The 25,582-nt window shown below is 69.8% G+C and carries 22 protein-coding genes; 10 read left to right on the top strand and 12 right to left on the bottom strand.

Annotated elements, in window-relative coordinates; all coding sequences use genetic code 11:
* Positions 1 to 5: 5 nt before the first annotated feature.
* Together AC4FS1_RS17230 and AC4FS1_RS17225 are read right to left on the bottom strand one after the other, a co-directional pair.
* Positions 6 to 893, bottom strand: coding sequence for an SMP-30/gluconolactonase/LRE family protein (locus AC4FS1_RS17230; protein WP_491157032.1), 888 nt, complete (start codon positions 891 to 893; stop codon positions 6 to 8).
* Complete coding sequence (locus AC4FS1_RS17225) at positions 883 to 2,694, bottom strand: glycoside hydrolase family 15 protein (protein WP_491157030.1); 1,812 nt, start codon at positions 2,692 to 2,694, stop codon at positions 883 to 885. Before AC4FS1_RS17225 ends, AC4FS1_RS17230 begins: the two co-directional genes overlap by 11 nt.
* A gap of 182 nt (positions 2,695 to 2,876) precedes the next feature.
* Here AC4FS1_RS17225 and AC4FS1_RS17220 point away from each other — a divergent pair, with 182 nt between their 5' ends.
* From AC4FS1_RS17220 to AC4FS1_RS17210, 3 genes are all read left to right on the top strand, one after another.
* Positions 2,877 to 3,446, top strand: coding sequence for a Dps family protein (locus AC4FS1_RS17220; protein ID WP_491157028.1), 570 nt, complete (start codon positions 2,877 to 2,879; stop codon positions 3,444 to 3,446).
* 63 nt (positions 3,447 to 3,509) lie between these two features.
* Positions 3,510 to 4,400, top strand: coding sequence for an SDR family oxidoreductase (locus AC4FS1_RS17215; protein WP_491157026.1), 891 nt, complete (start codon positions 3,510 to 3,512; stop codon positions 4,398 to 4,400).
* Between the two features lie 10 nt (positions 4,401 to 4,410).
* Positions 4,411 to 6,777, top strand: a complete 2,367-nt coding sequence (locus AC4FS1_RS17210) for a phosphoketolase family protein (RefSeq protein WP_491157024.1) — start codon at positions 4,411 to 4,413, stop codon at positions 6,775 to 6,777.
* A 39-nt stretch (positions 6,778 to 6,816) separates the two neighbouring features.
* Here AC4FS1_RS17210 and AC4FS1_RS17205 read toward each other — a convergent pair whose 3' ends face one another.
* From AC4FS1_RS17205 to AC4FS1_RS17180, 6 genes are all read right to left on the bottom strand, one after another.
* A complete protein-coding gene (locus tag AC4FS1_RS17205) occupies positions 6,817 to 8,475 on the bottom strand; it encodes an MDR family MFS transporter (protein WP_491157022.1) in 1,659 nt (552 codons plus the stop codon).
* Complete coding sequence (locus AC4FS1_RS17200) at positions 8,472 to 9,119, bottom strand: TetR/AcrR family transcriptional regulator (RefSeq protein WP_491157020.1); 648 nt, start codon at positions 9,117 to 9,119, stop codon at positions 8,472 to 8,474. Before AC4FS1_RS17200 ends, AC4FS1_RS17205 begins: the two co-directional genes overlap by 4 nt.
* A 62-nt stretch (positions 9,120 to 9,181) precedes the next feature.
* On the bottom strand, positions 9,182 to 10,342 hold the full coding sequence (locus AC4FS1_RS17195; RefSeq protein ID WP_491157019.1) for a cystathionine gamma-synthase: 1,161 nt from the start codon (positions 10,340 to 10,342) through the stop codon (positions 9,182 to 9,184).
* The gene (locus AC4FS1_RS17190; RefSeq protein WP_491157017.1) at positions 10,339 to 11,694 is read right to left on the bottom strand and encodes a cystathionine beta-synthase; all 1,356 of its coding nucleotides are present in this window, start codon (positions 11,692 to 11,694) and stop codon (positions 10,339 to 10,341) included. Before AC4FS1_RS17190 ends, AC4FS1_RS17195 begins: the two co-directional genes overlap by 4 nt.
* A 257-nt stretch (positions 11,695 to 11,951) precedes the next feature.
* The gene (gene sufU, locus AC4FS1_RS17185) at positions 11,952 to 12,386 is read right to left on the bottom strand and encodes a Fe-S cluster assembly sulfur transfer protein SufU (protein WP_491157015.1); all 435 of its coding nucleotides are present in this window, start codon (positions 12,384 to 12,386) and stop codon (positions 11,952 to 11,954) included.
* Positions 12,383 to 13,669 carry an aminotransferase class V-fold PLP-dependent enzyme gene (locus AC4FS1_RS17180; protein ID WP_491157013.1) on the bottom strand — a complete coding sequence of 429 codons (1,287 nt, stop codon included), beginning with the start codon at positions 13,667 to 13,669 and terminating at the stop codon, positions 12,383 to 12,385. The genes sufU and AC4FS1_RS17180 overlap by 4 nt, the downstream gene beginning before the upstream one ends.
* A 370-nt stretch (positions 13,670 to 14,039) precedes the next feature.
* Between AC4FS1_RS17180 and AC4FS1_RS17175 the strand changes: the two genes are divergently transcribed.
* From AC4FS1_RS17175 to AC4FS1_RS17155, 5 genes are read left to right on the top strand one after another with little or no spacing between them, the layout of a single operon-like run.
* Positions 14,040 to 14,888, top strand: coding sequence for a DUF2510 domain-containing protein (locus AC4FS1_RS17175; RefSeq protein WP_491157011.1), 849 nt, complete (start codon positions 14,040 to 14,042; stop codon positions 14,886 to 14,888).
* On the top strand, positions 14,885 to 15,679 hold the full coding sequence (locus AC4FS1_RS17170) for a sulfite exporter TauE/SafE family protein (protein ID WP_491157009.1): 795 nt from the start codon (positions 14,885 to 14,887) through the stop codon (positions 15,677 to 15,679). Before AC4FS1_RS17175 ends, AC4FS1_RS17170 begins: the two co-directional genes overlap by 4 nt.
* A 37-nt stretch (positions 15,680 to 15,716) precedes the next feature.
* On the top strand, positions 15,717 to 16,166 hold the full coding sequence (locus AC4FS1_RS17165; RefSeq protein ID WP_491157008.1) for an FAS1-like dehydratase domain-containing protein: 450 nt from the start codon (positions 15,717 to 15,719) through the stop codon (positions 16,164 to 16,166).
* The gene (locus AC4FS1_RS17160; RefSeq protein WP_491157006.1) at positions 16,163 to 16,558 is read left to right on the top strand and encodes a MaoC/PaaZ C-terminal domain-containing protein; all 396 of its coding nucleotides are present in this window, start codon (positions 16,163 to 16,165) and stop codon (positions 16,556 to 16,558) included. Before AC4FS1_RS17165 ends, AC4FS1_RS17160 begins: the two co-directional genes overlap by 4 nt.
* Positions 16,559 to 16,561: 3 nt before the next feature.
* Positions 16,562 to 17,698, top strand: a complete 1,137-nt coding sequence (locus AC4FS1_RS17155; protein ID WP_491157005.1) for a UDP-N-acetylmuramate dehydrogenase — start codon at positions 16,562 to 16,564, stop codon at positions 17,696 to 17,698.
* Positions 17,699 to 17,707: 9 nt separating this feature from the next.
* Here the strand turns inward: AC4FS1_RS17155 and AC4FS1_RS17150 are convergent, their stop codons facing one another.
* Entirely contained in the window at positions 17,708 to 18,907 is a 1,200-nt protein-coding gene (locus AC4FS1_RS17150) for a pyridoxal phosphate-dependent aminotransferase (protein ID WP_491157003.1), read from the bottom strand.
* Positions 18,908 to 18,997: 90 nt separating this feature from the next.
* On the opposite strand from AC4FS1_RS17150, the gene AC4FS1_RS17145 reads away from it, so the two are divergent.
* Positions 18,998 to 20,038 carry a hypothetical protein gene (locus AC4FS1_RS17145; RefSeq protein WP_491157002.1) on the top strand — a complete coding sequence of 347 codons (1,041 nt, stop codon included), beginning with the start codon at positions 18,998 to 19,000 and terminating at the stop codon, positions 20,036 to 20,038.
* 117 nt (positions 20,039 to 20,155) lie between these two features.
* Here AC4FS1_RS17145 and aceB read toward each other — a convergent pair whose 3' ends face one another.
* Positions 20,156 to 21,829 (bottom strand): malate synthase A, encoded by a 1,674-nt coding sequence (aceB, locus tag AC4FS1_RS17140; RefSeq protein WP_491157000.1) that lies wholly within the window; start codon positions 21,827 to 21,829, stop codon positions 20,156 to 20,158.
* Positions 21,830 to 21,931: 102 nt separating this feature from the next.
* Positions 21,932 to 23,248 carry an isocitrate lyase gene (gene aceA / locus AC4FS1_RS17135; protein WP_491156999.1) on the bottom strand — a complete coding sequence of 439 codons (1,317 nt, stop codon included), beginning with the start codon at positions 23,246 to 23,248 and terminating at the stop codon, positions 21,932 to 21,934.
* Between the two features lie 140 nt (positions 23,249 to 23,388).
* Between aceA and AC4FS1_RS17130 the strand changes: the two genes are divergently transcribed.
* Positions 23,389 to 24,867, top strand: coding sequence for a helix-turn-helix domain-containing protein (locus AC4FS1_RS17130; RefSeq protein ID WP_491156997.1), 1,479 nt, complete (start codon positions 23,389 to 23,391; stop codon positions 24,865 to 24,867).
* 12 nt (positions 24,868 to 24,879) lie between these two features.
* Here AC4FS1_RS17130 and AC4FS1_RS17125 read toward each other — a convergent pair whose 3' ends face one another.
* Positions 24,880 to 25,452 carry a flavin reductase family protein gene (locus tag AC4FS1_RS17125; protein WP_491156995.1) on the bottom strand — a complete coding sequence of 191 codons (573 nt, stop codon included), beginning with the start codon at positions 25,450 to 25,452 and terminating at the stop codon, positions 24,880 to 24,882.
* Positions 25,453 to 25,582: the final 130 nt, after the last annotated feature.

Raw genomic sequence — 25,582 nt, 5'->3', positions numbered from 1 at the left:
TTTCCCTAGCGGCTCGAACCGCCGCTGCCGAAGACATGCACCGGACGACCCTGCGCGAGACCCTCGACGGCGAACAGCGAACCGCTCAGCGGTGCAGCCGCGAGCTGGTCGTCGGTCATGTTCTCGCGCGCCGTACCGACGAACAGTGTGCCGTGGTCCGGGCCGCCGAAGGCCACGGAGGTGACACGGGGAGCGGGGACGGGGATGCTTCCGACCGGGTGCCCCTCGGCACTCCACTGCACGACCTCGCCGTCGCCGTATATGCCGTTCCAGAACGACCCTTCCGTGTCCATCGCGATGCCGTCGGAGTCGCGTCCGCGCAGATACGGCTCGAGGTCGCCGAGCGGATCCGTGCCCGGGCCGTAGGAGGCACGGTAGACCGTCTGCGTCTCGGTGTCGGTGACGTACATGACGTCGCCGGAGTCCGACCATTCCATCCCGTTCGGGACGGTGAAGCCGTCGCGCAGCATCCACGCCTCACCGTCGGCGGTGAAGATGTAGACGGCGCCGTGGGGCTCGCCCGCGCCGTCCATCGACCCCACGACGAAACGGCCGAAGGGGTCGACCTTTCCCTCGTTGAACCGCGACTCGCGATGCGCGTGCCGCACGTGCGCGATCGTCCGCCCGAGCGTGCCGTCGGGATAGAGCTCGACGATGCGGTCCTTCAACGACGCCACGTAGCCGCCTCCGGCAGCCGGCTGCACCGCGCTCACGGGTGCGGGCAGCTGCACGACCCGGTCGCCCGAGCCGTCGCTCGGCCCGTCCAGCCGTGCGCGATGGAACGTGCCGGCGGGGATGTCGACCCAGGCGAGTTCCTGGGTGCGTTCGTCCCAGAAGATGCTCTCGGGCACCACTGATTCCACGCGGCGGAAGACGCGCAACTCACCGTTCACCGAGTACCTCCGAAGGGATCAGATCGCGGATGGTCAGGGCAGCGCTGACCACCGCGAGGTGGCTGAGCGCCTGGGGCAGATTGCCCCAGAAGCCGCCGTCGTGCTCGGAGATCATCTCCGCGAAGATGCCGACGTCGTTCGCGTACCCCACGAGGTCATCCATCGCCGCTACGGCCTCCTCGTGCCGACCGATGCACGCCAGAGCCGACACCCGCCAGAAAGCCGACGACACGAAGGTGTGCTCCTCCTGGTCCATGCCGGTGTAGCGGTACAGGAGCGGCCCGGCACCCAGGTCGCGCGTGATCGCGTCGATCGTCGCGGCCATGCGGTCGCCGCGGTCGAAGCCGCTCTCCGCGTGCAGCAGGACGGAGGTGTCGAGATCCGTCGTCCCCGGGTACATGACGTAGCTATTGGCTTCCTCCGACCACCCGTAGCGTCCGACCCATTCGGCGATACGGTCGCGTTCCGATCGCCATCGTTCGGGATTCCCGGGGATGGCGCCGCGCTCGGCGAGGAGAACCGCGTCGCTGAGCGCCTGCCAGCATCCCATCTTCGACGACGTGTAATGGCGGACGTCGGGCAGCTCCCACATCCCTGAATCCGGTGAACGCCACAGGTCGCACGTGCGATCGGCCATCGCGGCGAGAGAACGGCCGGTGGCGACGTCGAGGATGTTGCCGGCGTCGACGTACGTGCGGCAGATCGCGAACAGGTCGCCATAGACACCGAGCTGCAGCTGTCCGCGCGCCGGATTCCCGGTGACGACCGGGCCGATGCCCTGCCATCCGCCGACCCCGTACTCGCGGCTGCTGCCGGTGACTTCGCCGCGCAGGGAGTAGAACACGTGCAGCTCGGGGCCGTTGAGCCGGATGGTGCGCAGCAGCCAAGAGATCGCGGCGTGCGTCTCTTCGCGGAGGCCGAATCGCACGAGGGCGTGGGTCGTGTACGCCAGGTCGCGGACCCAGGCGAAGCGGTAGTCCCAGTTCTTCCCGCCCCGAGGGTTCTCCGGCAGCGAGGTCGTGGCGGCCGCGGCGATGGCGCCGGTCGGGGCGTAGACGAGGAGCTTGAGAGCCAGGGCGCTCCGCTGGACGGCGGGCCGCCAGGGTCCCTCATAGGAGAATTCCCGCGACCACGCGCGCCACGCGCGAACCGTGCGATCGATGCCGCGCTGGACGTTCCCCGGGTCGGGGAGGTGCAACGGCTCACCCTCGGTGGCGACGAGGATCAGGACCGACGCGGAACCCGGGGCCGTCGTGAATGAACCGTGCACGGCCGGACCCGCGCCGCCGTCGCGCTGCGTTTGTGCCGTGCCCGAACCCTCGCCGACGACGGCAAGCGACAGGTCACCCACGCGCAGGACCGCGACGCCATCACGCTCCTCGATCCAGGGCGCGGCGGTCTGCAGCCGCGTTCCCGGCTGGACCCGCCAGCGGAAGGGCACGCGGCCTTCGATGCCCTCGATGCGCCGGGCGAGTTCGGCCCAGGGCAGCCGCCCGGCCACACCGGTGACCATCGCATCGGTCACGCGGGCCTTTCCGCCGGCCGTGGTGAAGGTCGTCTCGAGCACATTCGTCCGCGGGATGTAACGGCGCCGGACCGTGTAGTCCTCCGTCGGCTCGAGCTCGATGCATCCACCGGTGTGCTCGTCGAGAAGTCCAGCGAACACCGGTACGGAGTCGAGGTGAGGAAGCGGGAGCCAGTCGATCTGGCCGCGGCGTCCGACCAGCGCCACCGTGCGTCCATCGCCGATCGGCGCGTACTCCCGCAGGTCGGCGTGACGGGGCTCGGTGTTCGAGGCCATACCGCCACGCTACGGAGCCCGGCGCACGGGAGGATGGGGTTGCGCGGTCGGTGCCACGTCACTAGGCGTGGCTCGCGGAAGCGCATAGCAACGGGCCGGACCACCGACAAGCCCCGGCAGGCGGAGGACGGGCGCGGATAACCTCGCACTTGTCTCGTTTCCCGAGTGCAAGGAGATCGCCCATGCCCACCACGAACGCCAAGGACGCCCCCACCCGCAATCGCCGCCGCCCCGCGCGCGGCGGGTCCGGTGCGGGCCTGACCGAGGAGGAGAACGCCGAGAAGGGCTTCGCCGCCTCCGCTGAACTCAGCGAGAACATGCAGAAGGTGCTCGTCGACCTCATCGAGCTGTCGATCCAGGGCAAGCAGGCGCACTGGAACGTCGTCGGCAAGAACTTCCGCGACACCCACCTGCAGCTCGACGAGGTGATCGAGTCGGCGCGGGAGTTCAGCGACACCGTCGCCGAGCGGATGCGCGCGCTGCACGCCCTTCCCGACGGGCGCAGCGACACGATCGCCGAGACGACGACCCTGCCGGAGTTCCCGCAGGGCGAGATCGACACGGCGGAGGTCATCGACCTCATCACCGAGCGACTCGACGCCGTCACGGCGACCTGCCGCGAGGTGCACGACGACGTGGATGAGGAAGACCCCACCAGCGCCGACATTCTGCACGCGGTCCTCGAGCGACTCGAGCAGCTGTCGTGGATGGTCAGCGCCGAAAACCGCACGCCCTCGCGCCGCAAGGCATAGCGTCCGTGGTGGCCCGCCGCAACCCCCGTGGGCGGGCCACCCCCGGCTCCTAGCGTGGCCGGCATGGCTGACATGTACACCGCCCAGGACCCCACCACGCAGTACCCCCGGCCGCCGTTCCCGCCTCAGCAGCAGGACGGCCCCGGCGACATCCACAAGATGGATCCCGCCCCCGACCACGGCGAGACGACCTACATCGGCTTCGGTCGCCTCCCCGGACGCAAGGCGCTCATCACCGGCGCGGACTCGGGCATCGGGCGCGCCGTAGCGATCGCGTACGCCCGCGAGGGAGCCGATGTCGCCCTCAGCTATCTCCCCGAGGAGCAGGCGCAGGCAGAAGAGGTGGCCGCCCTCATCGAGAAGGAGGGGCGCACCGCCGTCCTCCTCCCGGGTGACCTGCAGGTCGAGGAGACGAACATCGAGGTCGTGGAGCGCGCGGTGGAGGGGCTCGGCGGGCTCGACATCCTCGTGATCAACGCCGGGACGATGCCCACGGTCGACAGCATCGACGACTTCGAGACGAAGACGCTCGATCACGTCATGAAGGCCAACATCTATCCGCTGTTCTGGCTCACCAAGGCCGCCTCCCCGCACCTGAAGCCGGGCGCCGCCATCGTGACCACCTCGAGCGTGCAGGGCTTCCAGCCGTCGCCGTCGCTGGCCGAGTACGCGGTGTCCAAGGCGGGCATCGCCAACTGGACCCGGGCGCTGTCGCAGCAGCTCATCGAGCGTGGCATCCGCGTCAACGGGGTCGCACCGGGACCCATCTGGACTCCGCTGCAGCCGGCCTTCGTGCCCAACGAGAAGATCGAGGAGTTCGGTTCCCAGACCCCGATCGGTCGTGCCGGGCAGCCCGTCGAACTCGCGCCGGCGTTCGTGTTCCTCGCGTCGCAGGAGGCGAGCTATGTCATCGGGGAGACGATTGCCGTGACGGGAGGCATGCCGGTGCACTAGCGTTCGGGCCATGGATGACGCGACGCTGGGTCACCTGCATGCATGGTGGCGGGCGGCGAACTACCTCAGCGTCGGGCAGATCTATCTGCTCGACAATCCGCTGCTGCGCGAGCCGCTGACCCGCGACCACGTCAAACCCCGCCTGCTCGGTCACTTCGGCACGGTCCCGGGACTCACCCTCGTGTACGCCCATGCCAACCGCGCGATCCGCGATCGTGACCTCGACGCGCTGTACATCGCGGGGCCCGGCCACGGCGGCCCCGGCATGGTTGCCAGCGCGTGGCTCGACGGCACCTACAGCGAGATCTATCCCCGCATCACGCGCGACGAGGAGGGGATGCGGCGGCTGTTCCGCCAGTTCTCCTTCCCCGGCGGCATCCCCAGTCACGCGGCACCGGAGACGCCGGGATCGATCCACGAGGGCGGCGAACTCGGGTACTCGCTCAGCCACGCCTATGGAGCGGCCTTCGACAACCCCGATCTGACCGTCTTCTGCGTCGTGGGCGACGGGGAGGCCGAGACCGGGCCGCTGGCGACGGGGTGGCACGGCAACAAGTTCGTCGACCCCGCCACCGACGGGGCGGTACTGCCGATCCTGCACCTGAACGGGTGGAAGATCGCGAACCCGACGCTTCTGGCACGCATCCCCGATGACGAGTTGCTGAGCCTGATGCGCGGCTACGGGCACGAGCCCATCCTCGTGTCGTTCGAGGCCGACGACCCGCCCGAGCACGTGCACCGAGCCTTCGCCGAGGCGATGGACGCCGCGCTGGACCGCATCCGCGACATCCAGCGCGCCGCACGCGAAGAGGGATCCTCCGAACGCGCCATCTGGCCGATGCTGATCCTCCGATCCCCGAAGGGATGGACCGGGCCGAAAGAGGTCGACGGGCTTCCCGTGGAAGGAACCTGGCGCGCTCACCAGGTGCCGTTGCCCTCGGCTCGGGATACCGAGGAGCACCTGCACCAGCTCGAACAGTGGCTGCGTTCGTACCGGCCGGAGGACCTGTTCGACGACGCCGGAGCGCCGCTGCCCGACACCGTCGCGCTCGCTCCGGACGGGGAGCGGCGGATGTCGGCGACCCCGTACGCGAACGGCGGCCGCGTGCGGAAAGACCTCGACCTGCCCGACTTCCGGGACTTCGCCGTGGGCGTCACCGCTCCCGGAGCAGGGGACGCGCAGGCCACGGCGATACTCGGGCGCTACTTCGCCGAGGTCATCCGGCGGAACCCGCGTACCTTCCGGTTGTTCGGCCCCGACGAGACAGCATCCAACCGGCTCGCCCCGGCGGTGTACGAGGTGACCGACAAACAGTGGAACGCCGAGATCACGCCCCTCGACGAGCATCTGGCGCGCGCCGGCCGCGTGATGGAGGTGTTGAGCGAGCATCAGTGCCAGGGATGGCTGGAGGGGTATCTCCTCACCGGGAGGCACGGCGTCTTCAACAGTTACGAGGCGTTCGTCCACATCGTCGATTCCATGTTCAACCAGCACGCGAAGTGGCTCGAGGCGTCGCGGCCGCTCGCCTGGCGCCCCCCGGTCGCGAGCTTCAACTATCTGCTGTCCAGTCACGTGTGGCGTCAGGATCACAACGGGTTCACCCACCAGGATCCCGGGTTCCTCGACGTGGCGATGAACAAGAGCCCCGAGATCGTGCGTGTCTACCTGCCGTGCGACGCCAACACCCTGCTGAGTACGTACGACCACTGCCTGCGCTCGGTCGACTACATCAACGTGGTGGTGGCGGGGAAGCAGCCCTCACCCCAGTGGCTCGACATGGACGACGCCATCGCGCACTGCCGTCGCGGCCTCGGCACGTTCGGATGGGCGGGTACGGAAGAGGAGGGCGCCACGCCCGATGTCGTGCTCGCCGCTGCCGGAGACGTCCCCACGCAGGAGACCGTGGCCGCTGCCGCGCTCCTGGCGGAGTACGCCCCCGACCTGTCGACGCGGGTGGTGAACGTCGTCGACCTGATGCGCCTGCAGTCCGAGGACCAGCATCCCCACGGCCTGAACGACGCCGACTACGACGGATACTTCCCCCCGGACACCCCGACGATCTTCGCCTTCCACGGGTATCCCTGGCTCATTCACCGCCTGACCTACCGGCGACACGGACACGGCAACCTGCACGTGCGGGGCTACAAGGAACGCGGTACCACCACGACGCCGTTCGACATGGTCATGCTCAACGACCTGGACCGGTTCCAGCTGGCGATCGACACCCTGGACCGCGTGCCGGGCGCGGCCACGCGGTATGCCGCGCTGCGGCAGGACCTCGTCGACCGTCGAGCGGGAGCGCGCTCCTACACGCGCGAGCATGGCGAGGATGAACCCGCCGTCAGCGACTGGCGGTGGGGTCGGCCCGTGGGCTGAGTCTTCCCGGCGTCGTTCCCGCTCAGGACATTTCCGTCTTCAGCGGCGCACGCGCCGGGGCTTGCGGGGGTCGGATGCGGTGACCTCGGCCGTGGCGCGCCGCTCCGCCTCCAGGCGCTCGGCCTCCTCGCCACCGATGGCCTCGCCGCGGGCAACAAGCCCCGCGACATCGGAGAGCGGGATCTGCTTGAGGAAGATGGCGAGGATCAGGGCGATGACGATGAAGGGGATGAGGTACCAGAACACCGGCGCGAGCGCGTCCGCGTACGCGGTGACCACGCCCTCGCGGACAGAGTCGGGCAGAGCGTTCAAGGTCGCGGGGTCGATCGTGGCGGTCGCCTCGCCGGCCTGCGCGGGGGAGGCCCCCGCGTCCGTGAAGACGGTCGTCAGGTTCTCGGTGAGGCGCGTGGTGAACAGCGTGCCGAAGACGGCGGTGCCCAGGGCGGCACCCACCTCGCGGAAGTAGTTGTTCGTGCTCGTCGCGGTCCCGATGTCCGCGGCCGGAACGGCGTTCTGCACCACCAGGACGACGACCTGCATGATGAGGCCGAGGCCGGCGCCGAAGACGAACAGGTACACGCAGATGAGCCAGATGGGCGTGGAGGCGGCGAGTGTCGTCATCGCGGCCATCGCCGCGCCGGTGATGATCGTGCCGAGGATGGGGAACAGCCTGTAGCGCCCTGTGCGCGTGATGAGGAGACCGGACGCGATCGAGGTTCCCAGCAGACCGACCATCATCGGCAGCATGAGGAGACCGGATTCTGCCGCCGACGTGCGCGAGGACATCTGCAGGAAGGTCGGGATGAACCCGATGGCGGCGAACATGCTGATACCGAGCGCCAGCCCGATGGCCGTGGCGTTGACGAAGACCGGGTTGCGGAACATCGACAGCGGCATGATCGGGTCGACCGCGCGCGACTCGGTGAAGACGAACAGCGCCGCGGAGGCCAGAAGCCCCAGCCCCCACGCCCATGTCGCCATCGAGTCCCAGCCGAACTCGGAGTCGCCACCGAAGTCGGTGAAGAAGATGAGGCACGTCGTGGCGATCGACAGGAACGCCACGCCGAGCCAGTCGATCGGCTTGTCCGCCTTCTTGTCGGGAAGGCGCAGAGCGAAGACCGCGATGAGGAAAGCGATGATGCCGACGGGGATGTTGATGTAGAACGCCCACTGCCACGTCATGTGGTCGACGAAGAACCCGCCCAGCAGGGGGCCGGCGACTGCGGAGAGCCCGAAGATCCCGCCGAGGGGGCCGAGGTACTTGCCGCGCTCGGAGGCGGGGACGATGTCGGCGATGATCGCCTGCGACAGGATGATCAGACCACCTCCGCCGAGGCCCTGGATCGCACGGAAGGTGACGAACATCCAGAAGTCGGTCGCCAGCGCGCACCCGATGGAGGCGAGCGTGAAGATCGCGATCGCGATCATGAAGAGACGCCGGCGGCCGAGGATGTCACCGAACTTGCCGTATACGGGCATCACGATCGTTGTCGCGAGGATGTACGCGGTGGTGATCCACACCTGGTGCGAGACACCGCCGAGCTCGCCGACGATGGTCGGCATGGCGGTGGACACGATGGTCTGGTCGAGGCTGGCCAGCAGCATCCCGGCGATGAGCGCGGAGAAGATGATCCAGATGCGTCGCTTCGTCAGCAGCAGGGGAGCCGCGCCGGGTGGCGTGGTGGTGGAGGTGGTCATGAGCGTCCTGTCGGGGCGTGCTGGTCGATGAACAGCTGGTGGGCGGCGGTGAGCCGGCGCGAGAAGATCTGGGCGAAGGTGTCGGAGTTGCCGGCCGCGACGAATTCGTCGGCGGTCGCGCGTGAGAGCGCGGCGAAGATCTGGGCGGCGGCCACCGCCCGGAGGTCGCCCTCGGGCAGATGCTCGCGCAGGGCGATCAGCCGGGCGTCATCCTGCTCGCGCTCATGGACGAGTTCGACGAGGCGGGCGATCAGCCGCGGCTCCCGCTGCACGGCGGCGCCGAGGTCGGCGAGCGTTCCCGGGGCGGTGTCCATGGTGCGCCACCGCGCGTCGGCGAGATCGACGAGGTCGGTGAGGAGCGTGGATGACAGCGCGGCGCCGGGCGGACGCTGAGCTCCCGCATCCAGGAACCTCCTGACGGCTTCGACGTCTTCGCGCTCGAGCGGAACGCCCAAGACGGCGTCTTCTTTCGACGCGAAGTAGTTGAAGAAGGTGCGGCGCGACACTCCGACCTCGCCGCACAGCCGCTCGATCGTGAATCCCGCGAGGCCGATCTCGGCGGTGAGGCGCCGCGCGACCGTGATGAGATCGCGCGTCGTTTCTGCGCGATGACGTTCGCGCAGGCCGCTTGCACTATCAATCACAGAGTGCAGTCTTGCACTCTGAATTCTTTAGTGCAATTTCCCGCCCGTCCAGATGGCCGCGGTTAAAGGGCGGCGAGGGCCTGAGCGAGGTCGGCGCGCAGGTCGTCGAGCGACTCGATTCCCACCGAGAGGCGCACCACCTCGGGGGGCACGGCAAGTTCGGTGCCGCGCACGGAGGCGTGCGTCATCTCGTCGGGGTAGTTCACCAGCGACTCCACGCCCCCCAGTGACTCCGCGAGCTGGAACAGGCGCAGCGACTCCGCGAAACGACGGGCGGATGCGGAGTCCTGGAGTGCGACGGAGACGATCCCGCCGAAGGCAGACATCTGCCCCGCGGCGATCTCGTGGCCCGGGTGCCCGGGGAGTCCGGGATAGAAGACGCGAGCCACGCGCTCATGCCCCTCGAGGAACTCGGCCAGGGCGAGCGCGTTCTCGCTGTGCCGCTGCATCCGCAGCCCGAGCGTCTTGATGCCGCGGGAGGTCAGCCACGCATCCATCGGACCCGCGATCGCTCCGGCGGCGAACTGCAGGAAGCGCACCTTACCCGCGAGCTCGTCGTCGTCGAGGATGAGCGCCCCACCGACGACGTCCGAATGACCGCCGAGGTACTTCGTGGTGGAGTGTACGACCACGTCGGCGCCGTGTGCGAGCGGGCGCTGCAGCGCGGGGGAGGCGAACGTGTTGTCGACCACGACGAGAGCGCCGGCGTCGTGACCCACGCGCGCGAGTCCGGCGATATCGGTCACGCGCAGCAGGGGGTTGCTCGGCGTCTCGACCCAGAGGATCTGCGGCGCACGCTCCGCGACCGCGGCGGCCACGACGTCGAGGTCGCTCATGTCCACGACACGCAGCGAGACGCCCCACGGCCCGAGCACACGGGCCAGGAGCCGATACGTGCCGCCGTACACATCGTTGCCGAGCAGCACCTCGTCACCCGGCTGGAGAGCGGCGCGCAGCAGTGCATCTTCGGCGGCGAGGCCGGAGGCGAACGACAGCCCGTGCCGCCCCCCTTCGAGCGCCGCCAGCTGAAGTTCGAGAGCCGTGCGGGTGGGGTTCCCGCTGCGTCCGTACTCGTAGCCGCTGCGGAGGTTGCCGATGCCGTCCTGTACGTACGTCGTGGAGAAGTGCACGGGAGGGATGACCGCGCCGGTGCCGGGGTCGGCCGACTGCCCGGCATGGACGGCCAGGCTGTCGAAGGAGAGATTGGCGGAATCGGCGGTCACGAGGAAGCTCCTTCGGAGGGACGAGCGGGCAGGTCGGCCGAGGTGAGGATGGCCACGGGGCGGCCGGCTTCGGCCACCAGGACGGCGTCGGCTGTCTGGAGAAGCGTCCTCGCCTCGTGTTCGGGCGTTCCGACGCCCACCAGCGGCAACGGGTCGGCGAGCAGGTCGGCGACGGCTGTGCTCGGGGTCGCGGCCCGCAGCGCGCTCTCCGACACCGACCCGGACACTTCGCCCAGCACCGGCTGGGCGGCGGATGCCACGGGCGCGACGGGCGCGCCGCTCCGGTGCAGCACCTCCAGCGCCTCGGCGGCGGTGGCGGTGGGGAGAAGGACCGCGAGGGGGCGGGCGCCGCGCTCGGACAGGAGGTCGCCCACCGTGCGGCCGGGCGGGGCCTCCTCGATCGCGAACCCATGCGACAGCATCCACGCGTCGTTGAAGACCTTGCCGACGTACCCGCGACCGGAGTCGGGCAGCAGCACGACGACGACGGCATCGGCGGGGAGGTCGCGCGCGACGCGCAGGGCGGCGACGACGGCCATGCCGCTCGATCCGCCCACGAGCAGACCCTCCTCGCGGGCGAGGCGACGGGTCATGGCGAAGGCCTCGGCATCATCGACCGCCTCCACGGCGTCGACCACCGCCGGGTCGTAGGCGCCGGGCCAGAAGTCTTCGCCCACGCCCTCGACGAAGTAGGGCCGTCCGGTTCCGCCGGAGTACACCGACCCTTCCGGGTCAGCGCCGATGATGCGCACCGCCCCGGTCGAGACCTCTCGGAGGTATCGACCGGTGCCGCTGATCGTGCCCCCCGTGCCGACGCCGGCGACGAAATGCGTGATCCCGCCGTCCGTGTCGCGCCAGATCTCCGGCCCGGTGGTCTCGTAGTGGCTGCGCGGCCCGTTGGGGTTGTCGTACTGGTTCGGCATGAAGGCGCCGGGAGTCTCTTCGACGATGCGCCGGGAGACGCTGTAATACGACCGCGGGTCATCGGGGGCGACGGCGGTGGGGGCGACGACCACCTGGGCGCCGAACGCACGCAGAACCGAGCGCTTGTCCTCCGACACCTTGTCCGGCACGACGAACACGCAGCGGTACCCGCGCTGCTGGGCGAAGAGCGCGAGGCCCACGCCGGTGTTGCCGCTCGTGGGCTCGACGATGGTGCCGCCGGGCTTCAGGTCGCCGCTGCGCTCGGCCGCGTCGAGGATGTTCGCGGCGATCCGGTCTTTCGAGGAGCCGCCGGGGTTCACGAACTCGATCTTCGCGAGCACGGTGGCAGCGATGCCCTCGGTCACGCGGTTCAGCCGGACGAGGGGCGTGTTGCCGATGAGGTCGGTGACGCTCGAGGCGTAGCGCACGGGTGCATTCCTTCGGTGTGCCGCGCGTCGGCGCGGGCGCTGTCGGTGGTCGGAGAAAGCGCGAACGCGCTCAGCGACAACAACGACAGGTCTGCACGTCCCCAGCATAACGACCGGGCCCGCCCGCGCAAGCGGACGCCGGTCGTGCAACCCGCGGTCCCCGCATCCGCGCGCCGGAATCGAGGACATCCCGCGAATCGAGGAGCGGATCGGCCCGCGGGCTCCTCTGTTTCCGAGATCTCCTCGATTCCCCGGCGTCAGGGGGCGGTGCGCAGGCAGGCTTCCACAGCGACCCACGGGAGCATCGCGCATTTCACCCGGGTGACCAGGCGCGCGACGCCGGCGAAGGCCGCGGCATCCCCGAGGCTCTCGGCCGGCTCGACGTTCCCCCCGCCCCGCATGAGGGCGCGGAAATCCTCGATCAGGGCCGTCGCCTCCTCGCGCGAAGCTCCAGTCGTGAGGTCGGACATGATCGAGGCGGATGCGGTGGAGATGCTGCAGCCGTGCCCTGCCCACGCCAGGGCGTCGATGCGGCCGTCCGGGGAGAGCTCGATTCCCACGGTGATCTCGTCGCCGCAGGTGGGGTTGAGCTCGTGATGGGTGGTGGTGAACCCCGCGATGTCTCCGCGGCCGATCGGGCGCCGGCTGTGATCGAGGATGACCTCGCGGTAGAGGTCGCTGAGATCGCTCATCGGTCGGCTCCGAAGAAGTCGCGCACGTCCGCGAGCGCCTCGCCCAGCGCGGCGATCTCATCGTCCGTCGTGTACACGTATGCGCTCGCACGTGTCGTGGCGGCCACGCCCAGGCGGCGGTGCAACGGCTGGGCGCAGTGGTGGCCGGTGCGCACGGTGATCCCGCGGTCGTCGAGGAATTGACCGACGTCGTGCGGGTGTACGCCGTCCACGACGAAGCTGACGAGCGCTGCCCGTTCCAGGCCTGCCGCCGGGCCGACGAACGACACACCCGGAACGCGCGCGACGGTGTCGACGAGAAGCTGCGCCTGCTGGTGCTCCCGCTCGGCCACCGTCGCCATGCCGAGACCCTCGAGATAGTCGATGGCCGCGGCGAAACCGACGGCCTGCACCACCGGCTGCGTACCCGGCTCGAACCGGTGCGGCGCAGGGAGGAACTCCGCCGTCTCGAACGTCACCGTCGTGATCGCGGACCCGCCGGTGCGTCCGGGGGGCAGGGCGTTCAGCAGGTCGGCGCGGCCGTACAGTGCACCGATCCCGGTCGGACCCAGCATCTTGTGTGCCGAGAACGCGGCGAAATCGACGCCGAGCGCGTGCAGATCAAGGGACCGGTGCGGAGCGGACTGACAGGCGTCGAGGAACGTCAGCGCTCCGCGGCTCCGTGCCAGCGCGACGACGTCCTCGACCGGGGCGACGAACCCCGTCACGTTCGACACGTGTGCGAAAGCGATCAGCCGCGTGCGCTCGGACACCACCTCGCTCATCGCGTCGATCGTCCAGAGGCCGTCGTCGTCCACGGGGACGGGCCGCAGGACTGCGCCGGTCCGGGCGGCCAGGCGCTGCCACGGCAGCAGGTTGGCGTGGTGCTCGGCGATCGGGATCACGATCTCATCGCCGGGATGCAAGACCCATGGGGCATCGCCGCCCGGCGACGCCGCATCTGAGAGCGACGCCGCATCCGACAAGGACCATGCGACGAGATTGATGGCGTCGGTGGCGTTCTCGGTCCAGACGATCTCGTCCTCATCCGCCCCCACGAAGCGGGCCACCCGCGCGCGAGCCGACTCGAACGCCTGCGTGGCCGATCCCGTCGCAGCGCTGGAGCCGCGGTGGACGGCGGCATAGGCCGTCTCGGCGAACTCGCGCTGCGCGTCGAGTACCGCTGCGGGCTGCTGCGAGGTCGCGGCGGAGTCGAGGTAGATCGAACCGCCGCGGCGTTGCACGAACGGAAAATCTGCGCGGACGTGCGGAAAGGTCGGCGCGGGAGCGCGGAGCGTCGTCATGGTTCCTCCTGAGCCCGCCGAAGGCGGCATCTTCCAGTCTGCTCTGATCTGACGGCAACCGGGGCCATAGCAGTGCATCGAGCCGGCGTCAACGGGCAATACGTAGCCCGCGTTTCCGGTTAGTTTCAGTGTGTTCCACCCCCCGCGAAATTCCCCCAGTTCTGGTGTTCGGGTCACCGGTCCTGCGGAGGTTCCCGGGGAAGACGACCCCCGGTTGGCTCTGGCTTCTGCCGCCCGGGGGTCGTGATCTTTTTCGGGACGATCCGCCAGGACCTCGCGTGTTCGGCCCGCGTTCGCGCGCCCGGAAGGGCAGGCGCGGCGGCGATAGGGTGAAGGCGCGGCATTCCGCCCCGAGCGAAACGAGACGGTCATGAGCACGACACCCCCGGGTTGGTACGACGACGGGCACGGCGCCCTGCGCTGGTGGGACGGAGCATCCTGGACCGAGCACGTCCACGCACCGGAAGCCGAAGCGGCCGCCGTCTCCGACGCCGCTGCTGCGCCGGAGGGGAACACTGCGGAGGTGCCGGTCACGTCGGCGGCCGCCGCACCCGGACCGGCCGTGCCCGCTGCGCCGGTATACCCGGCGCACTACCCCGGTGCCCCCGCCGCCGGGGGACCCGCCGGGGCGACGCCCACACCGGGTTACCCCGCCGGCCCGCCCGCGCCGGATGCCCCGCGCCCGAAATCCAAGCTCTGGATCCTGTGGGTGGTCCTCGGCGGCGTCGTGCTGCTGATGATCGTTCTCGCCGCCATCCTCATCCCGCTCGCGGTGAACTGGTTCAGTCCGAGTTCGAGTTCGAGTTCGAGCTCGACTCCGAGCCCGGGCTCGAGCTCGGCAGGCGGAGCCGATGAAACCCGCGCGGTGGAAGCCGTCGAACTCTACGACGACGCCTGGGATGAGGCCGACTGCGACGCCTACGAGCTCTCCACCACGGAGGCGTACCGCGAGAGCATCAGCCTGACCGACTGCGCAGCCTTCGAGACGGACGCCCGGTCTTTCGGCGAGTCGACAGATGAGTACGAGCTCGAGGTGACCGGGGTCGAGGTGCTGGGAGAGGACCGCATCGAGGTCGTGACGCTCGAGACGTACCAGCTGCTCTACGACGACGCCGGTGAGCTTCTCGACGAGCCGCAGCCTGTAGAGGACACCCTGCGGTACGTGGTGGTCCTCGACGGCGACCGTTGGGCCATCGACGCCCTCGACTACGACGAATGAGCGCGGCACCTGAGGCGCGCCGAGGGGCGCGCTTCTTTCTCACGTGCGTCAGCGTCGGGCTGCTCGCCGGTCTTCTGTCCGGATTGTTCGGGGTCGGCGGCGGCACGGTCATCGTGCCGCTGCTCGTGTTGCTGCTCGGGTTCGACCAGCGCCGCGCGGCGGGCACATCGCTGGCGGCCATCGTCCCGACGGCCACGGTCGGAGTCATCTCCTACGCGGTCTCGGGATCGGTCGCCTGGATTCCCGCGCTCATCCTCGCCGCCGCGGCGGTCATCGGTGCGCAGGTCGGAACATGGCTCCTGCCGCGCGTGTCGCAGACCGCGCTGCGGTGGGGCTTCATCGGGTTCCTCCTCGCGGTCATCGTGAGCCTCTTCTTCGTCATCCCCTCGCGAGAGGCCGTCCTCGAACTGAACTGGGTGACCATCCCCGGCCTCGCCGTGCTCGGGCTCATCACCGGAGTTCTGGCAGGTCTTCTCGGGGTGGGTGGCGGGATCATCGTGGTTCCCGCCCTGCTGCTGATCTTCGGGACGAGTGACCTGATCGCCAAGGGCACGTCCTTGCTGATGATGATCCCCACCGCGATCTCGGGCACGATCGGCAACCTGCGGCGGTCCAACGTCGACCTGGTCGCGGCCGCCTCCGTGGGACTCGCCGCCTGCACCACGACGGCGGTCGGCGCATGGATCGCCACGATCGTCGACCCGTTCGTCGGCAACATCCTGTTCGCCGCGTTCCTCGTGTTCATCTCGGTGCAGATGGCGCTGAAAGCGATCCGGTCGCGCGGGCGCTGACCCGGAAGCGCGCGCGGGGGCTCGGTAGGATGGCACCGTGCCCGTCAATCCCGAGCTCGTCGGCCGGACGTTCCCCCCGACAGCCCCGTACCTCGTCGGCCGGGAGAAGGTACGCGAGTTCGCTCGTGCCGTCTTCGCCGACGCGCCGCCGCACACCGATCCCGAAGCCGCGCGCGCTCTCGGCTACCCCGATGTCGTCGCGCCGCCCACCTTCGCGATGGTGATCCAAGACCTCACCCTCCAGCGGCTGCTGGCCGAGCCCGACTCCGGAATCGAGCTGGCACGCACCATCCACGCCGAGCAGCGGTTCCGTTACACCCGGCCCATCGTCGCCGGGGATGAACTCACCGCATCCCTGACGGTCCGCGGAATCCGCACCATGGGAGGAAACGCGATGGTCACCAGCGAAGCCGAGATCCGGGATGCGGCGGGAGAGCACGTCGTCACGGCGACCTCGGTGCTGCTGGTCGGGGAGTCGGCGTCGTGACCGCGGTCGGAGACATCGTTGCCGAGCGTTCGGTGCACCTGACCCGCGAATCGCTCGTGCGGTATGCCGGGGCTTCGGGTGACTTCAATCCCATCCACTACCGCGATGACGTGGCGTCCGAAGTCGGACTTCCCGGCGTCTTGGCTCACGGGATGCTGACGATGGGCATCGCGGTGGGTGCCCTGGGGGAGTGGCTGGGCGACCCCGGCCGCATCCTGGAGTACGGGGTGCGGTTCACCCGGCCTGTCGTCGTCCACCCCGACACCGGCGCCGACCTGCAGATCGTCGCGAAGGTCGGAGCGGTCGACGAGGGCTCCCTGCGCATCGACCTCACCGTCACGCACGCCGACACCACGGTCCTGGGTAAAGCCCAGGTGCGCGTGCGCGCCTGAGTCATGCCCGCACTCGACCCTGTTCCCCTCGCAGAACTGACCACGCTGCGCACCGGCGGTGTGCCGGAGCGGCTCGTCGAGGCGAGGACGGCGACCGAACTCGTCGATACGCTGCGGGAGCTGTGGTCGGCCGGTGAGCCCTGGCTCGTCGTCGGAGGCGGCTCCAACCTCTTCGCCGGAGACGAGCCTTTCGAGGGCACCGTCGTGCTGGTGCGTACCCGTGGGGTGCAACGTCTCCCCGGCTCGCGGCCCGGCACGGCGCGGCTGCGCGTGCAGGCCGGACACGACTGGGACGAACTGGTCGCGTTCGCCGTGGGGGAAGGGCTCGCCGGTATCGAGGCGATGTCGGGCATCCCCGGAACCGTCGGCGCGGCGCCCGTGCAGAACATCGGTGCGTACGGGCAGGAGATCGTGCAGACCCTCGTCGAGGTGGAGTTGCTGGATGAGGCGACCGGCGATGTGTCGACGGTGCCGGCCGGCGACCTCGGGCTGGGTTTTCGCACCTCCGTGCTCAAGCAGCACTACGGCTCCGCACCCCTCCGGTCGGCGGTCATCCTCACCGTCACGCTCGAACTCGAGGAGGTCGGGGACGACACGCGGCCGGTGACCGGCGATCAGCTGCGTACCGCGCTCGGCCTCGCGCCCGGCTCATCCGCTTCGCTCCGGCAGGTGCGCGACGAGGTGCTCGCCACCCGCCGGCGGAAGGGCATGGTGCTCGACGCGGACGACCCCGACACGGCCAGCGCGGGGTCGTTCTTCCAGAACGCGGTCGTCTCCGCGGCGTTCGCCCGCACGCTGCCACCGGAGTGCCCGCGGTGGCCGATGGCTCCCGACCTCGATCCGGTCGTCGTCATCCCGCTGGAAGAGTTCACGGGGGTCGTGCCGGAGCCGGCGACCGGCGCGCCCGACGTGAAGGTCAGCGCGGCGTGGCTCATCGAGCACGCCGGTGTGGGAAAGGGCTTCTCTCTGCCCCGCTCACGCGCGGGGTTGTCGACGAAGCACACCCTCGCGCTCACGAACCGGGGCGGCGCCACGGCCGCCGAGCTCGCGGAACTCGCCCGGTTCGTGCAGCAGCGCGTGCAGGCCGAGTTCGGCCTCATCCTGCAGCCCGAGCCGGTGCTCGTGAACGTCGAGCTCTAACCCCTCGACCTACGAGAAGAGGCGCTGCAGGCGCTGGACGCCCTCCAGGAGCTGGTCGTCGCCGAGGGCGTACGACAGGCGCAGGTAACCGCTCGGGCCGAAGGCCTCGCCCGGGACGACGGCCACTTCGGCCTCCTCGAGGATGAGGTCGGCCAGCTCGAGCGACGTCGTCGGGGTCGTGCCGTGCCACTCGCGCCCGAGGAGCCCTGTGACGTCGGGGTACGCGTAGAACGCGCCGAGCGGGTTCGGAACCGTCACGCCGGGGATCTTCCCGAGCTCGGAAACGATGAGACGGCGGCGCCGGTCGAACGCGAGGCGGAAGTCTTCGGCCTCGTCCTGGGGGCCGGTGAGAGCGGCGAGGGCGGCGCGCTGGGCGATGTTGTTCACGTTGCTCGACAGGTGCGACTGCAGGTTCGCGGCCAACTTGATGGCGTCAGCCGGCCCCACCATCCAGCCCACGCGCCATCCCGTCATCGCGTAGGTCTTGGCGACACCGTTGACGAGGATGCTGTGCCCTGCCAGCTCGGGAACGGCCTCGACGATCGACACCGCGCGCACACCTTCGTAGACGAGGTTCTGGTAGATCTCGTCGGTGATGACCCAGAGCCCGTGGGCGAGCGCCCACTCGCCGATCGCCTTGGTCTCCTCAGGCGTGTAGACGGCGCCGGTCGGGTTGGATGGCGAGACGAACACGAGGGTCGTGGTGCGGTCGGTGCGCGCGGCCTCGAGCTGCTCGACGGTGACCTTGTAGTTCTGGTCGGCGCCGGCGAAGACCTCGACGGGCACGCCGTCGGCCAGCGCGATCGCCTCGGGATAGGTGGTCCAGTACGGCCCGGGCAGCAGCACCTCGTCGCCCGGGTTCACCACGGTCTGGAAGGCCTGGTACACGGCCTGCTTCCCGCCGTTGGTCACGACGATCTGCGAGGGCTGCACCTCGAGCCCTGAGTCGCGCAGCGTCTTGGCCGCGATGGCCTCGCGCAGCACGGGAAGACCGGCCGCGGGCGTGTAACGGAAGTTCGCCGGGTCGCGCAGAGACTCCGCCGCGGCATCCACGATGAACTGCGGAGTCGAGAAGTCCGGCTCGCCGGCGGCGTACGAGATGACGGGCCGCCCGGCGGCTTGCAGGGCCTTGGCCTTCGCATCCACTTTGAGGGTGGCCGATTCGGCGATGGCGGACAGCTTGCGGGAGAGCGGGGCGGGGGATGTCACCCTCCCCAGCGTACTCGCGCGGGTCGATCGTTACGGGGTCGTTGCGGCACGGGCTGCGAGGGTCGCTTACGGTGACGGGAGGGGGTGCGGATGCGGCGCATGCGGGTGCTCGGAGCTCTGGCCGTCGTGTTGCTCGCGCTCGCCGGATGCGCGGGCATGCCGGGCGTTCCGGCTCCCCGCCCCGACGCGACCCCCGTTGCCGCCATCACGTGCACGGGAATGTTCGAGGAGGCCGCTGAACCGGGACCGATGGCCGGCGCGGTTCCGGACGACTTCGACCCGGTGGCGCTGTACCGGTGCGACCCGAACGCGACGGACGAGGACGACGCCGGCGTGTGGGCGGGAGCCCGGGTGGAGCGGTTCGAGGGCGACCTCGCGCGCGTGCTCGACGCGCTCGCCACGCCGAACGACCCGCGGTGGGGCGGCGCCTGCTCGGCCGTCGGGTACGCCGGTCCGGAGTACTGGGTCGCTGACGCCGGGGGACAGTACGTGCGGGTGAGTCTGCCGGCGGATGGCTGCAGCCTGCCCAAGGCCGACGCGCTGGCCGCGGTGCAGGCGGGCATCTCGCGGCTGCGGCTCGTGGAGGAGACCTTCACCCCTTCGACGCTCGTGGAGTCGCGGGCCGCGACGTCGGCGGGATGCAGCACCCAGGCGGGGGTTCTCGTGCTCGCCGACCTCAGCGACTCCGCCCTCGTCGACTCCGGCCTCGTGGACTCCGGCCTCGTGGACTCCGGCCTCGTGACGGAGGACGAAGTCGTGCAGCCGGAGGAGGGGAACGTCATCCCGTGGGAGCCGCCGGAGCTTCCCGACCCCGCCGACGTCGACGGCATGCTCGTCTGCGTGTACGAGACGACGGATGCCTCGGCTGAGGCCCTCTTCGTCCGGTCGGCTCAGCTCGCCGCCGACGACGCGCGCGCCGCCGTGACCGATGCCGCAGCGGCACGGCCGAGTGGGCCGTGCCGCGACACCGCGACGCGGATCGTGGTCGCCCACCCTCTGGCGGACGGTGCCTCCGACGCGACATCGTTCACGGTCGAGCTCGACGGCTGCCGCCGCCTCATGGACCCCGCCTTGCGCGCCATGGCGGCGTCGCCCGCTCTCCTCGCGCTTCTGTCGGCCGCCGCATCCTGACCCGTCCCCGTCCCCGTCCCCGACGCCGAACCGCGAGACTGCATGCTGCCCACGAGACAGCGACCCTCGGACGCAGTCTCGTGGGCAGCATGCAGTTTCGCGGGGCTGAGGGCCTGATCAGTCGAGGTAGCGGGCGTACGCGGGGATCGTCAGGAACGCGGGGAACTCGTCGCGCAGGGCCACCTCGCGGAAGATCTCGGCCGCATCGTCGAACCGGTCGCCGTCGAAGCGGGTCGCCTCCCCGAGCACTCGCGCCACCCAGCCCTCGACGTAGTCGCGGGTGATGGCGTCGCCCTCCGCGGTGACCCGGTCCTGGTGGATCCACTGCCAGATCTGCGACCGGCTGATCTCGGCGGTCGCCGCATCCTCCATCAGATTGTCGATCGCCACCGCACCCTGCCCGCGCAACCACGCCTCGAGGTAGCGGAGAGCCACCGACACGTTGCCGTGGACGCCCGCCGCGGTCACCGGCAGGCCGATGTGCACGTCGAGGAGCTGGGACGCGGTCACCTCGACGTCGTCGCGCTGACGGTCGACCTGGTTCGGCCGGTCGCCGAGCACGGCGTCGAACTCGGCGCGAGCCACCGGGATGAGGTCGGGATGCGCCACCCAGGTGCCGTCGAACCCGTCGCCGGCTTCGCGCTTCTTGTCGGCGGCGACCTTCTCGAAGGCGCGCTCGGTCACCTCGGGATCGCGCCGGTTCGGGATGAAGGCGCTCATCCCGCCGATCGCGAAGGCCCCGCGGCGGTGGCACGTCTTCACGAGCAGCTCGGTGTAGGCCCGCATGAACGGCACCGTCATCGTCACGTCACTGCGGTCGGGGAGCACGAAGCGGGCGCCGCGGCCGCGGTAGTTCTTGATGATGGAGAAGATGTAATCCCAGCGGCCGGCGTTCAGCCCTGCGCAGTGGTCGCGCAGCTCGTAGAGGATCTCGTCCATCTCGAACGCCGCGGGGAGGGTCTCGATGAGCACCGTCGCGCGTACCGTCCCGTGGGGGAGACGCAGGTACCGCTCACTGAACGTGAACACGTCATCCCACAGCTTGGCCTCTTCGCTGGACTCGATCTTCGCGAGGTAGAAGTACGGGCCGCGCCCGTTCGCGATGAGTTGCTCGGCGTTGTGGAAGAAGTACAGCCCGAAGTCGACGAGAGAACCGGATGCCGCCATCCGGCGCCCCGCGCGGTCGGTGTAGTGGACGTGCTTTTCCGGGAGGTGCCACCCACGGGGGCGCATGACGATCGTGGGGGTCTCCCCGGCCGTCACGGAGTAGTTCTTGCCCTCCGCGCTGGTGAAGCTCAGCCGGGCGCGGATGGCATCGAACAGCGAGAGCTGACCGCCCATCACGTTCTGCCACGTCGGCGACGTCGCGTCCTCTTGATCGGCCAGCCACACCTTCGCGCCGGAGTTGAGCGCGTTGATGGTCATCTTCGGGTCGGTCGGACCGGTGATCTCCACCCGCCGGTCCTCCAGCCCGGGGCCGGCGCCGGCGACGCGCCAGGAGGCGTCCTCGCGGATGTGGGCGGTGTCGTGACGGAACCCCGGGTCGTGCCCGTTTCCGATCTCGAAGCGCCGCCGCATCCGATCGGCCAGCCGGTCGTGCCGGCGACCGGCGAAACGCGAGTGCAGCTCCGTGAGGAAGGCGAGGGCGCCAGGGGTGAGGATCTCGTCGAAGCGCTCGCCGAGGCGGCCGGTGACGTCGATCCACGGGCCCGCCGCGGTGGGCGGTGGTGGCCCGCTCGTCGGGGGTGGGGGCGTGAAGTCGCGCGCGATGGTCCTGTCGGTGATGGTCATGTCATGTCCTGTTCGACGTCAGTGGAGGGTGTGGGGCGGAGAATGTGCGGTGGGGCGAGGGATGCTGCGCCCCAAAGCACGGGACGCGCCCCGAACCCGGGCTCAGTGGAACTGGGCGCGCTCGGTGGAGCCGGCCAGGGCGAGGGTGGCGCTGTCGGGGTTGAGCGCCGTGGACACGACGTCGAAGTAGCCGGTGCCCGCCTCGCGCTGGTGCTTGGTGGCGGTGTAGCCGTCCTTCTCGGCCGCGAATTCGGCCTCCTGCAGTTCCACGTACGCGCTCATGGCGCGTTCGGCGTATCCGCGGGCGAGGTCGAACATCGAGTAGTTGAGGGCGTGGAAGCCGGCCAGGGTGATGAACTGGAACTTGTAGCCGAGATCGGCGAGTTCCTCCTGGAACGTCGCGATCTGCGCGTCGTCGAGGTGCCGTTTCCAGTTGAAGCTCGGCGAGCAGTTGTAGGCCAGCAGTTTGCCGGGGAACCGCTCGTGGATGGCCGCGGCGAAAGCCCGCGCGAGCTCGATGTCGGGCTCACCGGTCTCCACCCACAGCAGGTCGGCATACGGCGCGAACGCCAGACCGCGGCTGATCACCGCATCCAATCCCGGTCGCACGCGGTAGAAGCCCTCGGGGGTGCGCTCGCCGGTGAGGAACTCCTGGTCCCGCTCGTCGACGTCGCTGGTGAGGAGGTCCGCGGCGAGGGCGTCGGTGCGCGCGATGATCACGGTGGGCACGCCCGCGACGTCGGCAGCGAGCCGCGCGGCGTTGAGCGTGCGGATGTGCTGCTGCGTGGGAACGAGCACTTTGCCGCCGAGGTGGCCGCATTTCTTCTCGCTGGCCAGCTGGTCTTCCCAGTGGATGCCGGCGGCCCCCGACTGGACGAGGGAGGCGGCGAGTTCGAAGGCGTTGAGCGGTCCACCGAATCCCGCCTCGGCGTCCGCGACGATGGGAGCGAGCCAGTCCTGCGTCGCCTGGCCCTCGGCGTGCTCGATCTGGTTCTGCCGCAGCAGCGCGTTGTTGATCCGGCGAACGACGGAGGGAACGGAGTTGGCCGGGTACAGGCTCTGGTCGGGGTAGGTCTGTCCGGCCAGGTTTCCATCGGCGGCGACCTGCCATCCGGAGAGGTAGATGGCTTTGAGGCCCGCGCGCACCTGCTGCACGGCCTGGCCGCCGGTGTAGGCGCCCAGGGCCCGCACGTAGTCCTCGGTGTGGAGGAGGTTCCACAGGTTCTCCGCCCCGCGCTGAGCGAGCGTCGCGTCCTCGCGCACCGATCCGCGCAGGCGGACCACATCCGCTGCGGTGTAGGTGCGTTCGACGCCGTCCCACCGCGGGTCGGTCGCCCAGATTTCTTCGAGCTCGGTGGCGGTCTGCGTCTGGTCTCCGGCGCGGAGGGGTGCCGAGCCCGGGGTGGCGTGGATCGTCATGTCGGTTCTCCTGTTCGGATGCCGGGGCGGAGGCCTCGGCGGCTGGTCGTGAGTCCACCATCCGTGACCTTCCCCGCACCGAGCAGACGATGTCGGTGTGAACTTTCCAGAAACTTCTGCATACGTGACAGACTGCGCGCATGAGCACCGCTGCTGCCCTGTCGGATCCCGCCGATCTTCCCGACGATGAGGGAGTGGACCCCCTGACGATCGGACGGCGCATCCGGCAACTGCGCAGCGCGCGCGGCCTCACCCTCGAAGAACTCGCCGGCGCCGTCGGGCGAGCCCCCAGCCAGCTGTCGATGATCGAGAACGGCCGGCGCGAGGCCAAGCTCACGATGCTGCAGGCCATTTCACGCGCCCTGGGGACGACGCTCGACGCTCTTCTCGCCTCCGAGCCGCTGAATGAGCGCGCAACCATGGAGATCGCGCTGGAGAAGGCGATGCGCGGCCAGACCTTCCAGGCACTCGGGATCGCGCCCTTCCGGGTGGGCAAGTCTGTGCCCGACGACGTGCTGAAAACGATGCTCGCGCTGCAGGGGGAGATCGACCGGCTGCGGGACGAGCGGGCGGCCACCCCCGAGGAGGCCCGCCGTGCCAACGTCGCGCTCCGGCGCCTCATGCGCAAGCAAGACAACTACTTCCCCGAGCTGGAAGACAGCGCCCGCAGCATCCTCGCCGCCGTCGGTCACCCGGGCGGCCCGCTCACCCAGCGCAGCGCGAGCGACATCGCCGGCCATCTCGGCTTCACGCTGCACTACGTTCCCGATCTGCCCCAGACCACCCGCAGCGTCGCGGACATCAAGAACGGCCGCCTGTACCTCTCCAGCCGCCTGACGGCGAAAGGCGACCCGCGCACGGCGGTGCTGCAGGCGCTGTCCAGCCGCATCCTCGGCCACAGCGAACCCACGAGCTATGCGCAGTTCCTCCGTCAGCGGGTGGAGACGAACTACCTCACCGGTGCGCTGCTGGTTCCGGAGGAGTCGGCCGTGACCTTCCTCTCCGACGCCAAGGCGTCCCGGGCGATCAGCATCGAGGATCTCCGCGACGCGTACTCCGTGTCGTACGAGACGGCGGCGCACCGGTTCACCAACCTCGCGACGGTGCACCTGGGCATCCCGGTGCACTTCCTCAAGGTGCACGAGTCGGGCACGATCACGAAGGCCTACGAGAACGACGACGTGAACTTCCCGACCGACCGGCTGGGGTCGATCGAGGGACAGATGTGCTGCCGACGGTGGACGAGCCGTGTGGTCTTCGACGAAGACGATCGCTTCAACCCGTACTACCAGTACACCGACACCGGCAACGGCACGTACTGGTGCACGGCGCGGGTGGAGGCCTCCAGCGAAGGCGCGCACTCGGTGAGCGTGGGCGTCCGCTTCGACGACACGAAGTGGTTCCTCGGCCGCGACACCCCGAACCGCGGCGTGTCGAAGCATTCGGTCGAAACGTGCTGCCGCCGGGCCCCGGCCGGGCTGGAATCGTCGTGGCGCGCATTCGCGTGGCCGAACGTCCGCACGCCGCGCACCCTGCTGGCGACGCTCCCCACGGGCGCCTTTCCCGGCGTCGACACCACCGAGGTCTACGAGTTCCTCGAGGCGCACGCCCCGCGCTGACGCGGGGCGACCTCAGTCGATGCGCGAGTGATCTCCGAGCCGGTGCCATGTGCGGTTGTGGTAGACCAGCGGATGCGTGGTGCCCGCGGCATCCGGATCCTGCGTGTGCGCCTCGAGCGCCTGAACGAGGATGACCGTGGCGACTCCGGCTGACACCGTGCCGACGACACGGCCGCGGATCCAGGAGGAGGCGGCGGGGAAGTAGGGCTCGCCGGTGGGGAGCCGGGTCCACAGCGACGTGTCGGCGAACCGGTCGATGCCGCTCGTCGCGCCGAGCTTCGCGATCTGCAGCTGTTCGGCCTCGAGGAGATGCACGACCACCGTCTCGGCCTGCCGGATCGTCGGGGCGCTCGACGACAGCTCCGAGACCGAGAAGACCAGGAGAGGCGGGGTCACGCTCGCCGACGACACGGACGTGGCCGTCAGGGCGACCGGTCCGTCGGTGCCCTCGGCGGTGATGACGGCGACGCCGGCGGGGTGGTTGCGGAAGGCGGCCTTGAAATCCTCGGCGTCGAGCATCGGCTCTGCGTCGGGTCCGCCCTCGGCGTCGATGATGTCGCGACTGGTTTCGTTGGACACGGTCATCTCGTCCTCCTCAGGCGCCATGTGGCGGCTGAATATCGAATACGGCGAGCTGGGTCGCCACCATCCTGTAGTACCCGACCAGCGTCACGAGTTGGAACAACCGCTCGGCGCCGAAGAATTCCGCCGCGGC

This window comes from Microbacterium sp. Z12_35 (assembly GCF_058310475.1).
The sequence above is the reverse complement of the archived record's forward strand: the minus strand, read 5'-3'. Positions and strand labels throughout refer to the sequence as shown.